Source organism: Methanolobus sp., from assembly GCF_030682845.1.
Classification (GTDB): domain Archaea; phylum Halobacteriota; class Methanosarcinia; order Methanosarcinales; family Methanosarcinaceae; genus Methanolobus.
On record NZ_JAUXNK010000015.1, the window covers coordinates 1 to 13,167 of the forward strand.

General features: G+C 48.8%; 13 protein-coding genes and 1 tRNA gene. 7 read left to right on the top strand and 7 right to left on the bottom strand.

All coding sequences use genetic code 11. From position 1 onward, the window contains the following. Positions 1–31 precede the first annotated feature (31 nt). Entirely contained in the window at positions 32–973 is a 942-nt protein-coding gene (locus tag Q8J68_RS01470; protein ID WP_305309792.1) for a nucleotidyltransferase domain-containing protein, read from the bottom strand. 155 nt (positions 974–1,128) lie between these two features. On the opposite strand from Q8J68_RS01470, the gene Q8J68_RS01475 reads away from it, so the two are divergent. Both Q8J68_RS01475 and Q8J68_RS01480 read left to right on the top strand, forming a co-directional pair. Continuing rightward, positions 1,129–2,331, top strand: coding sequence for a M20 family metallopeptidase (locus Q8J68_RS01475; protein WP_370867580.1), 1,203 nt, complete (start codon positions 1,129–1,131; stop codon positions 2,329–2,331). Continuing rightward, complete coding sequence (locus Q8J68_RS01480; RefSeq protein ID WP_305309794.1) at positions 2,328–2,765, top strand: GNAT family N-acetyltransferase; 438 nt, start codon at positions 2,328–2,330, stop codon at positions 2,763–2,765. The genes Q8J68_RS01475 and Q8J68_RS01480 overlap by 4 nt, the downstream gene beginning before the upstream one ends. A gap of 36 nt (positions 2,766–2,801) precedes the next feature. On the opposite strand, the gene Q8J68_RS01485 is transcribed toward Q8J68_RS01480, so the two are convergent. From Q8J68_RS01485 to hdrC, 4 genes are all read right to left on the bottom strand, one after another. Further along, entirely contained in the window at positions 2,802–3,254 is a 453-nt protein-coding gene (locus tag Q8J68_RS01485; RefSeq protein ID WP_305309795.1) for an N-acetyltransferase, read from the bottom strand. 38 nt (positions 3,255–3,292) lie between these two features. Beyond that, positions 3,293–3,370: transfer RNA gene (locus tag Q8J68_RS01490), tRNA-Arg, on the bottom strand. Positions 3,371–3,433: 63 nt separating this feature from the next. Continuing rightward, positions 3,434–4,321, bottom strand: coding sequence for a CoB--CoM heterodisulfide reductase subunit B (hdrB, locus tag Q8J68_RS01495; protein WP_305309796.1), 888 nt, complete (start codon positions 4,319–4,321; stop codon positions 3,434–3,436). After that, entirely contained in the window at positions 4,318–4,848 is a 531-nt protein-coding gene (gene hdrC / locus Q8J68_RS01500; protein WP_305309797.1) for a CoB--CoM heterodisulfide reductase subunit C, read from the bottom strand. Before hdrC ends, hdrB begins: the two co-directional genes overlap by 4 nt. A gap of 348 nt (positions 4,849–5,196) precedes the next feature. Between hdrC and glnA the strand changes: the two genes are divergently transcribed. The 5 genes from glnA to Q8J68_RS01525 all read left to right on the top strand — a co-directional run bounded on the left by glnA (position 5,197) and on the right by Q8J68_RS01525 (position 11,067). Beyond that, entirely contained in the window at positions 5,197–6,549 is a 1,353-nt protein-coding gene (gene glnA, locus Q8J68_RS01505; protein ID WP_305309798.1) for a type I glutamate--ammonia ligase, read from the top strand. A gap of 182 nt (positions 6,550–6,731) precedes the next feature. Further along, complete coding sequence (locus Q8J68_RS01510) at positions 6,732–7,784, top strand: glutamine amidotransferase family protein (RefSeq protein ID WP_305309799.1); 1,053 nt, start codon at positions 6,732–6,734, stop codon at positions 7,782–7,784. Next, positions 7,781–9,292, top strand: a complete 1,512-nt coding sequence (locus tag Q8J68_RS01515) for a glutamate synthase-related protein (RefSeq protein ID WP_305309800.1) — start codon at positions 7,781–7,783, stop codon at positions 9,290–9,292. The genes Q8J68_RS01510 and Q8J68_RS01515 overlap by 4 nt, the downstream gene beginning before the upstream one ends. A 4-nt stretch (positions 9,293–9,296) precedes the next feature. Then, positions 9,297–10,037, top strand: a complete 741-nt coding sequence (locus Q8J68_RS01520; protein ID WP_370867579.1) for a hypothetical protein — start codon at positions 9,297–9,299, stop codon at positions 10,035–10,037. Positions 10,038–10,041: 4 nt separating this feature from the next. After that, positions 10,042–11,067 carry a Coenzyme F420 hydrogenase/dehydrogenase, beta subunit C-terminal domain gene (locus tag Q8J68_RS01525; RefSeq protein ID WP_305309801.1) on the top strand — a complete coding sequence of 342 codons (1,026 nt, stop codon included), beginning with the start codon at positions 10,042–10,044 and terminating at the stop codon, positions 11,065–11,067. A gap of 226 nt (positions 11,068–11,293) precedes the next feature. Here Q8J68_RS01525 and Q8J68_RS01530 read toward each other — a convergent pair whose 3' ends face one another. Both Q8J68_RS01530 and Q8J68_RS01535 read right to left on the bottom strand, forming a co-directional pair. Beyond that, positions 11,294–11,830 carry a GNAT family N-acetyltransferase gene (locus Q8J68_RS01530; RefSeq protein WP_305309802.1) on the bottom strand — a complete coding sequence of 179 codons (537 nt, stop codon included), beginning with the start codon at positions 11,828–11,830 and terminating at the stop codon, positions 11,294–11,296. A 3-nt stretch (positions 11,831–11,833) separates the two neighbouring features. After that, positions 11,834–13,162: a glutamine synthetase family protein gene (locus Q8J68_RS01535; RefSeq protein ID WP_305309803.1), complete on the bottom strand. Its 1,329-nt coding sequence runs from the start codon at positions 13,160–13,162 to the stop codon at positions 11,834–11,836. Positions 13,163–13,167 lie beyond the last annotated feature (5 nt).

A 13,167-nucleotide genomic window follows, 5' to 3' on the forward strand; every position in this document is an offset into this window, starting at 1 on the left:
TTTATATACCTGGTCCTGTTCTCTTTTATTTTCAGATCATGCCTTCTGCCTTTAGCAGCGTAAGTGATCGTATCCATTCTCCTTTTGGCTCCCTTGAGGTGCCCACCACAAGCCTCTTGAAACCACCTACTTCTTCCACCATGCCGCTGGCCTCAATGGCCTCTCCGGCAAGGGCCTGGCCTGCATATGTGTGCGTATAGGAAAGCACGTGGTCGATCTCCTCATGCTCTACCTTGTATACCGAAGGACTGTCAAATGCAAGATCTGCATTGGTGACCCTTGCTTCGATCTTCATTCTCCGGGTGTCCTTTCCCCTGGTGGCAGGTGCCGTGATCTGCTCCCAGTCGCGCACGAACAGGAGGTCAAAGTAGGTTCCCCCGACTATCCCTCTGTTGCCTTTTCTTTTTTCATGGAGGACGAATTCCTCAAAGCTGATCTCGGGAATGCGCTTGTTGTATATCTTCCTCCACATGTCCTCGTCAATATCCTCTATGGGTCCCTGCGCAAGTTTTGCATCCCTTATGGCATCCCTGGCAGTGAACCAGTCCTTGCCGTATACTACAAAATCGATATCTGAACCTTCATTTTGCAGTCCGGGCAGGAATGAGCCCGTGACGCCCATCTTATTTCTGGGGACACCGGCATCCTCAAGGGTCTTTACGATTACAGATACCCTCTTATCCAGGATGGCAAGTGCGTTTATCGCCTCAGTAGGCCTGAGGACCTGTTTTACCTCACTCTCAGGCACAACATGGACATCCTCAACCCATTCAGGCCTGTTCTGCCTCATGAAGTCAAAGGAAACATCAAAATCATATTTTTTATATCGGGTGCCGTTGAGTTCTCTTTCTCCCTCCTTGTCGGGCACATACCTTAAAGTCGATCTGATCCCTTGGGGGTGGAAATAATCGGAAACAGCGAATATCCAATCATCTTTTGTTATCAGGAAATCCCTTATCCTTGTTTTGATCATTTGCATCATCCGGATGTGTTTTCGTGAATGGGCTGCTTTTTTGCATATGGAAGGCTTGCAACAATCTCAGGAATCACTCATATGAGTTAAATACATCGGGTTCTATCTTTTATGGTATCATTGTTGCATAATAATATTGCATGATCATATTTCGGGTGAATCGTTTGAGCTCCCTTGATGAATGGATAAAAAATCTGAGGCGCGAATTCCACCGGGAACCGGAACTAAGTTATGCTGAATACCGGACCCAGGAGAGAATTGTATCTGTCCTTGGAGAACTTGGAATAGACTGTCAGAAAATAGCCGATACAGGAGTGATAGCCAATATCCGTGGCAGGGGCCAGGGTCCTTGCATCGCTATCCGTTCGGACATGGATGCCCTTGCTGTAACTGAAAATCAGACTGACTACAATAAAGAGTATATCTCTTCCAACAAAGGCGTGATGCATGCATGCGGTCATGACGGCCACATGGCTATCCTGCTTGGTGCTGCCCGGCTTTTAAAAGAGTGTCAGGATAGTTTCAATGGCACCGTTCGCCTCATCTTCCAGCCTGCTGAAGAGGTCCCCCCCGGAGGCGCTCAGCGTGTGATAGCGCATGGTGGGCTTGAAGGTGTAGATGCTGCCATAGGGCTCCATATATTCGGGGATGTTGAAGCAGGTGTGTTTAACATCAGAGCGGGACCATGCATGGCAAGCTCTAACCGCTTCAGGATACGCATCTTCGGAAAAGGAGGTCATCATTCCACTCCGGGATATTGCATCGACCCTATTCTGGTGGCATCAGAGTTCATTTCAACCCTTTACTCAGAACTGCCTAAAAGTGTGGACCCTGCAAATTATGTTTTTGGTATCGGGGCTCTGAACTCCGGCAGTCAGTTCAACAGGACTCCGGATGAGCTGGAGATTGACGGGAGCTTCAGGACATTCGATGACCAGGATACTGCACATATCGGGCTCATAATAGGCAGTGTTCTTGATCAGCTGATGTCAAAGCACTCAAGGGAAGGTTTTGCCGGTCTTCCGCGTTATGAGCTTGAAATAGAGTCCGGCTATCCGGTGCTGATGAACGATGTAAGGTTTTCAAGGGCTGCTTCAAGGGTGCTCAGAGATAACAACTTTGCTGTCAACGAAAATGCTGATCGCATATTCGGCGCTGAGGACTTCGCATTCTATCTGCAGAGGGTGCCGGGTATTTTTGCTATCCTTGGCACACGGAACCCTGAAAAAGGTATGCTTGAAGGCAACCACTCCAGCAGTTTCGATATCGATGAAGACGTCCTGACCCTTGGTGCCAGAGCATTCTACACTGTTGCTCTCGATTTCCTTAAAACTCCGGAAGTATATCTCTCATCATGATAATGCCTTTTTCAAATGAGTACTCCTGTGCAGCAAGGTCACTGGTTCTCAAGGTGCTGCAGGAAGAAGGATTCGCATACGACCCGGTTAAAGACTCTGATCTTGAAAATATCCGGGCCAATTATGTGGAAAAAGGCGGTGCATTTTTCATTGCGCTGGAAGGTGATGAATTGACAGGTACCTCGGCTGTGAAAAAAGCAGGGCCTGATACATGTGAGATAAAGAGGATATATGTGCGCAAGGAATGGAGGGGGAAGGGGATAGGCAGGGACCTTTTCAATGCAGCCCTTTCCTATGCAGCAGCAAATTATGAAAAAGCTGTATTGAAAACAGACCTATCTCTGCATACGGCAACAGACATGTACATAAGGCATGGTTTCACGATAGTGAAAGAAGAGGGTTGCATCCTATATCTTGAAAAAATATTTTACTGAAATTCGCATGGTTACCCAAGCTGGTCACAGAGTCGCTTAGAGTTTCCTTATCATTGCCACTTCGTCACAGTTGGGAAATTTCGGGCATTTTATACAGCCGCTCCATATCTTGTGAGGCAGTGTGTGCTTGTCCACGACATTGAATCCTTTTTTCTCAAAGAAGGGCACGGCGTATGTCAGAGTAAAAACCGTACTGACTTTGAGTTCCCTTGCATCGTTCAGGCATGCATCCAGGAGTATTGATCCGATCCCTTTTTTCGTATATTCCGGCTTAACTGCAAGCGAAAGTACTTCCGCCATGTCCTGCCAGCTTACCTGCAGGGCGCAGCAGCCGATGATCTCTCCGTCCTCTTCACATATATAGAAATTCCTGACAGATTCAAAAAGCTCGCTTAAGGGTCGAGGAAGCATGATCTCTTTTTTTGCGTAAGGATCTATGATCTCCTTTATCGCTTTAACATCATCAACATTTGCTTTCCTTATTCTCAATTGTCAATCTCCCTTGTGATTGTTCTAAAAGAAGAAAATGGCGAGCGTGAAGGGATTTGAACCCTCGACTTGCAGCTTAGGAGGCTGCCGCCATATCCTGACTAGGCCACACGCTCACAGTGCGGTATTGTGTAATAGCATCCTGGACTTTAAAGTTTTTGGTAAGAATGCCTCTTTTACTACTCATTTTCTACTTTTCCAATGAATTTATTATCCTTTATAACATTAAGGTTTATGCCCAGCATATCCGGGGAGAAGCCAAGAGCAAGCCCCAGTAATTGGGTATAATGTAACACAGGTATATTGTATATGATACCAGTCCTTTGTCTGATCTCTTCCTGTCCGGCATCCAGTTGCATGTGGCAGAAAGGACACGCATTGACTATACAATCGATATTCGCATCCTTGATACGTGAGAGTTTATGCTGTGCAAGTCTCAGGGAGTCTTCCCGCTGTGCCGAGCGAACGCCCCCGCCTGCTCCGCAGCACTCGGTCTTGTCCGGATAGTCTACGCTTGTGGCTCCAAGGCACTCGATAAGTTCATCAAAGAACTCAGGACGCTCAAAGCTCCCAAGCTCTCTTTCCCTGGAAGGCTTGAGAAGATGGCATCCATAATGCACCGCCACCCGGATGTTCAGAGGCCTTTCAATAAAGCTCCTTACTTTATCCGGTCCTACCTCTTTATGGAGATATTCGATGATGTGCCTGACCTCGATATTCCCTCTGAATTCCCTGCCTATCTTTGCAAGATGCCCGTTGGTCTGTTCCCGGAGGACCGGGTCATTTTTCAGGATACGGTTCGCATCTGCCAGAGTACTGAAGCAGCCATTGCATATGGTTAATATATCCCGGTCCATCTCTTCGGAAAGAACTATGTTACGGGCGGCAAGGGCCAGCCATGAAGACGTGTCAAAGGACCTGAAAACCCCCGGTGCAGGACAGCAGGAAGCACCTTTGAGTTCCACACAATCAATGTCCATCTTTGCAAGGCAGAGTTTGGTTGCCATCTCTATGCCAGGGTACCTGTTAGGTACCACACACCCCAGGAAAAGCGATAACCCTTTCATATCGTCTCCTTTTCTGCATTTCTTTTACCCTTGTTATCCAGAAGACTGTCAAATCCGCATGATATGAGGAGGCTCCTCACCTCTTTGAGATCATCAGGGTATTTGTGGACAGTTAGCGGCATCTCTTCCAACCCAAGTTCTACTCTCTGTTTCCTGCGTTCTTCATCTATCGGAACTGCATGCCCGTATTCCAGCAGAAGTTCGCTCACTTTGGTGTGCTCCGCAAGCATAATGCCTTCGTGTACTGCCATCGATCTCAATGTAAGCACCACGTCTACAATATCGATATCTCTCGGGCAGCGTTCCTGGCAGTTATAGCAGGTAGTGCACATCCATAATTGCTCATCCTTAAGGACATCCGTAGTTCTGGCTGCTTTTCTCACCAGCCTGCGGATATTAAGTGCCGTGTGCCTGCCGGAAGGGCAACTGCCGCTGCATACGCCACACTGCATGCATTTGAGCGTGTCTTTGCAGGCTGCTTTCAGCCGGTTGAGAAGCTCGGGATCGCTGGAAGAGGTTTCTGGCATGTTATATCTCATATTCCTTATCTTGTGATATAAATTAGACTATAATCCCTGATATCTTCCGGTTTGAGTCGCGGCAGCTTCTGAATAGGATTTCCGGTTCTTACCTATTTTAAACATTTGCTGCATTGCTGATCAGTCTTTCCGGATGGGGGGTGCTTTTAAGTTTCCTGCTGGCCGGCGGATGGTTTAGTCAATATTTGACTCATTCTGGAATTAATCTTATCAGTGAATGTTTGTTATTCTCTATTGTGGATGGAATAACTCTGAATTGACTCATGCTTAGAAATCTATATATAGTTGAAAGTAGGTAATGGGTTACTTACATCCATAGAATGGAGGAGTAGTTGTATGGTAAACTCAAAGTCAGTATCAAAGCCCACAACCGTTGAAGACGTGTTGAAGATTGTAGAAGAGCGTGATGTGAAGTTCATAAGGACCCAGTTCACAGATATTCTGGGTATGGTCAAGAGCTGGGCTATCCCTGCAACAGACCTTGAGAGTGTATTCAAGAATGGTGTGATGTTCGATGGTTCATCCATTGAAGGTTTCACACGGATCGAAGAGTCCGACATGGTGCTCATGCCAGACCCGTCCACTTTCAGGATCCTTCCATGGAGACCAAAGGAAGGTGCAGTTGCACGTATTATCGGTGATGTCAAGAGACCTAACGGCAAGGCATTCGAAGGAGACCCAAGGTACATCCTCAAGAGAGCTATCGCAGAAGCCGACAAAATGGGCTACACAATGAACGTAGGTCCTGAACTAGAGTTTTTCCTGTTCAAGCTGGATGCTGACGGCAGGCCAACCACACAGCTCACAGACAACGGTGGATATTTCGACTTCGCACCTCTTGACCTTGCACAGGATGTCAGAAGGGCCATTGACTTTGCACTTGTGGACATGGGTTTCAGGCTGGAAGCTTCCCACCATGAAGTTGCACCTTCACAGCATGAGATCAACTTCAGGTTCGGAGATGTCCTTTCCACCGCTGACAGCGTTGTAACTTTCAAGTATGTCGTTAAGTCCATTGCTTATCATCAGGGATACTATGCATCCTTCATGCCAAAGCCCCTCTATGGTGTGAACGGATCGGGCATGCACTCGAACCAGTCCCTCATGATGGACGGTAAGAATGCATTCTATGACCCGGAAACAAGCGACGGCCTCTCCCAGACAGCCAGGTACTACATAGGCGGTCTTCTCAAGCACGTAAGAGAGTTTGCGGCTGTCACCAACTCCACGGTCAACTCATACAAGAGGCTTGTACCGGGATATGAGGCACCTATCTATGCAGCATGGTCTGCATCCAACAGGAGCGCACTGATCCGTATACCTGCAACAAGAGGAATCGGCACCAGAGTAGAGCTCAGATGCCCTGACCCTGCATGTAACCCATACCTCGCCTTTGCATCAATGCTTCACGCAGGTCTTGACGGTGTAAAGAACCAGATCGAACCCCCTGAGGCAACCAACGTTAACATCTTCAAGCTCAGTGAAGAAGATAAGGTAAAGAGAGGTATCGAAGCTCTCCCAGGCAGCCTGAGGGAAGCACTTGACCTAATGAAGGAAAGCGAGTTCATGAAGAACGTTCTCGGAGAGCACACCTTCAACAGTTTCCTCAAGGCAAAGAATGCTGAATGGGATGACTACAAGACCATTGTTCACCAATGGGAGATAGATAACTATCTGAGCATCTTGTAAATTGGGTAAGGGATAAACCCTTATTCAATTTATTTAAAATATATTAACGCAGCACTTTATTTATCTGCTGTTCCATATTTATAGTTACGGAAAGGTTTCCATCCTTCTGTCAGCCGTTGCATGGTTAGGTCTGGCGTGAAGTTGATAATGCGAAACCCAAAAACATAGTCCTAGTGATAAACATGTGCGGAATAATAGGCGTCATCGACCGGACCAAGGCCAGAATGGACGGCTCCAGTATAAAGAAGGCCCTGAGTCTGATGAAAGAAAGAGGAAGTGGAGAAGGAGCAGGGTATGTAGCCTATGGCATATACCCCGATTATCCGGATTGTTATGCAATTCATGTATTTTTTGATAACCTTGTAGAACCTAAATCCAAGGTAGATGAGGTGCTTCAAAAGTGGGGAAGGATAGTCCATCAGGAAGAGATCCCGACTTATGAGCAGCCCTGCCTGAAGAGGGAGCATATCCCCTGGAGATATTTCTACAGGCCATATACCGAGTTCATAGTAGGCAGTAACAATCCTGCTGAAGATATCATCAAGCATCTTGTGATGACCGTGAACTCTACCATCCAGGGGGCTCTGATCTTCTCTTCGGGAATAAACCTTGGAGTCTTCAAGGCTGCAGGCTGGCCGGAGGAGGTTGCTGATTTCTACAGGATAGAGGACTATAAGGGCTATATCTGGCTTGCACACAACCGCTACCCGACCAATACTCCTGGATGGTGGGGCGGTGCGCACCCGTTCAACCTGCTTGACTGGGCCGTAGTGCACAATGGTGAGATCACATCTTACGGTACCAACAGGAGTTACGTGGAAAGCAACGGCTACAAGTGTACGATGTCCACTGATACGGAAGTAGTAGCGTACCTATTCGATCTTCTGGGAAGGCGGCACGGTCTTCCCTCCGAGATGATAGTTGAAGCCCTGGCACCCCAGTTCTGGGATGAGATCGATCTGCTGCCTGAAAAAGAGCAGAAACTAAAGCGTACACTGCGCCTGACATATGGGCCGGCACTAATGAACGGACCCTTTGCCATCGTGGTTGCAACCAGCAAGGGCATTGTAGGGTTCACTGACAGGATAAAGCTTCGTCCGCTTGTAGTGGGAGAGAACGGCTCACGCCTGTACATCTCCAGCGAAGAGGCAGCTATCCGTGTGATGGATCCCGAAGTAAAGTCAATTTATATGCCAAGGGCAGGCGAGCCTGTTGTAGGGAGGGTTGTACAATGAGCCTCGGCAGTGTTCCCCTGAAGTACAAGATAAGTATTGACCGCGACCAGTGTATGAAGTGCATGCGCTGTGTCGATAACTGTTCCTATGGCGTATACAGGATAGAGGATGACAAAATTCTGATAGACTCCCGCAGGTGTACAGCATGCCACCGCTGCATTTCAATGTGCCCGAGGGATGCCATCTCTCTGAAGGAAAAGCCCGTGGATTACCGCAGCCACCCCCTGTGGACAGCACAGGCCCGCGAGGATATAATCAATCAGGCCCGTACCGGGAAGATCATCCTGGCGGGAATGGGCAATGCTATGGATTATCCGATCATCTTTGACCGGCTCGTGCTTGATGCCTGTCAGGTCACAAACCCAAGCATTGACCCGCTGAGGGAACCCATGGAGCTGCGCACCTACCTTGGAAAGAAGCCCGCGAAGCTCGAGTTCACAAAGAGTGACAAGGGCGATATAGAGCTGAAGACCGAGCTGTCCCCGAACCTGAAACTCGATACCCCGCTCATGATAGGTCATATGAGCTACGGTGCTATCAGCCTCAATGCCCAGCTCAGCCTGGCCAAGGCTGTTGCAAAGACCGGGACCTTCATGGGCACAGGTGAGGGCGGTATGCATGAGTCGCTCTATCCTTACCAGAGCAATATGATAGTTCAGGTAGCATCCGGGCGTTTTGGTGTGGATATCAATTACCTGGAACGTGGTGCAGCCATTGAGATCAAGATCGGACAGGGAGCAAAGCCAGGCATCGGCGGCCATCTTCCCGGAGAGAAGGTGTGTTCAGATGTCTCATGCACCCGTATGATACCTCTGGGCTCGGATGCTATAAGCCCTGCCCCCCATCATGATATTTACAGTATAGAGGACCTTGCACAGCTTGTGCGCAGCCTCAAGGAAGCTACGGAATGGAAGAAACCTATCTTTGTCAAGATAGCCGCTGTCCACAATGTCGCAGCCATAGCGGCAGGCATTGCCCGGTCTTCTGCAGATGCCGTTGTGATTGACGGTTTCCGTGGTGGTACCGGTGCAGCACCAAAGGTGTTCAGAGACAATGTCGGTATCCCGATAGAAGCTGCAATTGCAGCCGTTGACAAGAAACTGAATGATCAGGGCATCAGGAATGAAGTATCTGTCATAGCCAGCGGAGGCATACGCAACAGCGCGGACCTCGCAAAATCCATAGCACTTGGAGCAGACGCAGTTTACATCGGTACTGCTTCGCTCATAGCCCTGGGATGCAGGGTGTGCGGCAACTGCTACCGTGGTCTCTGCCCATGGGGTATCGCGACACAGCAGCCTGATCTTGTGAACCGTATCGATACGGATGTCGGCTCACAGCATGTTGCAAACCTTATCCATGCCTGGACCCTGGAGCTGAGCGAACTGATGGGTGCCGCAGGAATCAACAGTATCGAGAGTCTGCGCGGTAACCGTGAGAGACTGCGTGGCTATATGCTGGATGAAGGCATGCTCAAGGTTCTGAATGTAGACCCTGTGGGGGCCTGATAACGTGGAAACGATGACTATTGACGCAAACGGCATGCACTATACGCCGCTGAACAAGATGATACGGCAGGCAGTGGCATCAGGTGTAAGAGAGATCGTGATCGATAATGTGCTCGGGCAGCGTTTCATTGCGAACGGGCTCCGGAGCAATGTCAGGATAACTATTAACGGTGTGCCCGGAGGCGATCTTGGAATGTTCATGAGCGGTCCGGAGTGTATTGTACGCGGCGATAGTGAGCATGCGCCCGGGAACACGATGGACAACGGTACCATTGTCATTCACGGAAGTGCAGGTGATGCTGTGGCGCACAGCATGCGCGGAGGCAGGGTGTTCGTCAGGGGCGATATCGGCTACAGGGGCGGCATTCACATGAAAGAGTACGATCAGAAGCGTCCTGTGCTAGCGGTCGGCGGTACAACCCATGCCTTCCTGGGAGAGTATATGGCAGGCGGAATTATCATTGTTCTTGGAATAGGGCATGAAGTTGCCGTAAAGGACAGGGGTATAGGAAGCGGTATCCATGGAGGAGAGATTATCCTGCGCGGGGACATCGAAGACCGGCTGCTTGGTGTCGGAGCCCGGAAGGTCATTTTTACAGAGGATGACCTGAATCGCTTATCACCACTGATAACGGAGTTCTGTGAGCGGATCGAGGTTGACCCCTCCCAGTTCCTGGATACCAATTACACCCGCATAATACCTGCAAGCAGCAGGCCATTTGCAGGCAAGTACACATGGGAGTGATCACATGGCAGGTAAAAATTATCTTGATCTTAAGGCAGAGGTATGGGAGACAGGCAAGTGCGCATCATGCGGAGCATGTGTAGCAGTATGCCCTGCTGATGCCATCTTCTTTAGAACCGGTGCAGACTCGGCACATCCTCTAAACAGCGGTTACTGCAAGGAAGTGAACGATGGTGTGCCATGTGGCGCATGCTACGAGGTATGTCCCAGGCTCCACCCTGGCAAACCAGAAGTAATTGGAACTTATATCGACATAGTTTCTGCAAAAGCAGAGTTCGGTATTCCTAAAAAGCAAAGCGGCGGTGCGGTAACAGCTATACTTGCAAATGCGCTGGAACAGGGCATGATCGATGCAGTGGTGACGGTCGTTGAAGACCCATGGACCCTGCGGCCGTCATCAGCCGTGATAACATCCGGTGAAGCCCTTGTGCATCATGCAGGAAGCCGCTATAACTGGTGGGTGCCCCTTGTAGCATCCCTGAAAGAGGCCATTATCAACCGCAAATTCACCAACGTAGCGGTTGTCGGGGTCCCATGTGTCGTGGAAGCGATCCATCAGATGCGTGAGAGCGACCTTGACCTGTTGAGGCCTTTCAGGAAATACATCCGTCTGGTCGTGGGCCTGTTCTGTACAGAGACCTTCGACTATGAAAAACTCGTGCAGGACAAGCTCATTGCACAAAAGAATCTCGATCCTCTGGATATCACTCGTTTCGATGTGAAAGGCAAGCTGGAAATAACACTGAAGGACGGCTCGCTAACAGTCCTCTCCCTCAATGAAGTGGAAGACTGTGTGCGTCCTGGCTGTAAAATATGCACTGACCTCACTGCTCTCCATTCAGATATTTCCGCAGGCTCCATCGGAAGTCCTCAGGGCTACACAACCCTGATAATTCGAAACCCCACAGGCAGACAGTTCGTCACCAGTGCGATAGGGAACGGCAAACTGTCTCTGGAAAAGGGCGTAAACCTGGAATCCATCAATAAGCTTTCCACAAAGAAAATGGAGAGGATGCCAGAGGAATGTTGAAATAGGACATTGGTTTAACGGGCACGGTACCCAACACTTCCTCTATTCTAACTAACCATGCAAAGGGTATCCGTGTCCGGTATTTTAAAATGTCAAAGCGGTCTGGACTGACATTCATTTGAGCCTGCAGACATATTCGCGATGAGGTGATTGTTTTAATGCCGCATGCACCAATGCTGCAACAATTAAGAACCATCTAAAGCTTAATCGATATCATCATCATATATTATTGTTTTGCACTCATCAGGAACTTCCGATCCAATCTTTTCCTGTAATTGAGGGTGTTTATCCCATTGCCCCTGTCGTTAAGGACAATAGAATATGCCATGTATCCCAGTTTCTCATAGAAACGGATAGCTTCCAGGTTGTCTGACCATGTGCAAAGGTAGACCCTGTTGACGCCTTTTTCAAGAAGTATCTCTTCGAGTCTGCTATACAATAAATGCGCTATGCCGTTCTTACGGTAAGAAGGATGTGTGGCCAGGAAATTGATATAAGCATCATCTTCCTGTTGCCACATTCGGGTGAATCCGACCATTGAAACAAATCCATGCAAATCATCGGATGGTTCCGTTTCTGTCATCTGCGCAACGACATAATTTGCATTGGAAGCGGCAAGAGATGTCCTTACTCTTTCAGAGATGCCTCCGTCTCCCCTTTTACTGAGAGGGGGATAAAAATCCCCATCTACGAGTTCAATGAAACGCAGGACCCTGTGAAAGTCTTCCTTGGTTGTTTCTCTTATAACGATATCCAGCTGCATTCTTTAAACAGTGTTCAGGTATCTCTCTATCTCCCATTCATGCACTTGTATGCGGTACGCATCCCATTCAGCCCTTGCAAGCCTGAGGATGTTGTCATGCACGTGCACTCCGAGCTTCTCCCTGAGGAATGCATCCTTCTCCAGGTAATCTGCACTCTCACTGAGTGTGCCCGGCAGTGTCTCGATATCTCTTTCTTTTAGCTGTTCCTTTGTCAGGTCGAATATATTATAGTCAACTATCTTTGCCGGCATCTTCTTGTTCCTGATACCGTCAAGTCCGGCAGCAAGTATTGCCGCAAAGGTAAGGTAAGGGTTACAGGATGGGTCCGGGCTCCTGAGCTCTGTCCTTGTGCTGTTCCCACGAGGGGTGGGTATGCGGATAAGGGAGCTGCGGTTTGCACCTGACCATGTGATGTATACGGGAGCCTCATAACCTGGCACTATCCTCTTGTATGAGTTGACAAGCGGGTTTGCGATACAGGAAATTGCCTTGATGTGGTCCATTACACCTGCTATGAAGTACCTGGCAATATCGCTGATCTGCATATCTTTTTCTGGGTCATAGAAGGCGTTCTTCCCATCCTTTGAAAGTGACAGGTTGACGTGCATACCGGATCCGCTTTCGTTGGCTTTTGGCTTTGGCATGAAGGTGGCATGGATCCCGTGGATCTTTGCAATGGTCCTGGTAACGTACTTGAATGTCACTACATTGTCGGCCGTTGTCAGCGCATCGTCGTACTTGAAGTCAATTTCGTGCTGGCCGCAGGCACATTCGTGATGTGAGGCTTCGATATCAAAGTCAAGGTCTGTGAGTGTAAGCACTATTTCCCTTCTGATATCCTCTGCAAGGTCGGTGGGGGCAAATTCAAAGTAGCGTCCGTAATCGTTGGGTATTGTAGTGGCCTTGCCGTTTTCCTTGGCGAACAGGAAGAACTCAAGCTCCGGACCGACATTGAGCTGGAATCCCATCTCTTCCGCTTCCTTCATTACTTTCCTGAGGACAAAGCGCGGGTCAGCCTCAAAAGGCCTGCCGTCGGGAAGGTGAACGTCGCATATCATCCTTGCAACGACACCTTTATCCCTGCCCCATGGAAGGATTGCGAAGGTCTTGGTATCCGGTTTAAGTACCATGTCTGATTCATCGATCCTCACCATCCCCTCGATAGAAGAGCCGTCAAAGGAGATCCCGGAGGTCAATGCTTTCTCTATCTGTGTAATGGGAATCTCGACATCTTTTACTGTTCCCTGGATATCCGTGAACTGCAATCGTATGAACTTCACATTGTGCGTTTCAATGGCCTTAATAACATCGTCTTTGTTGTTGATTTTCATTCAAT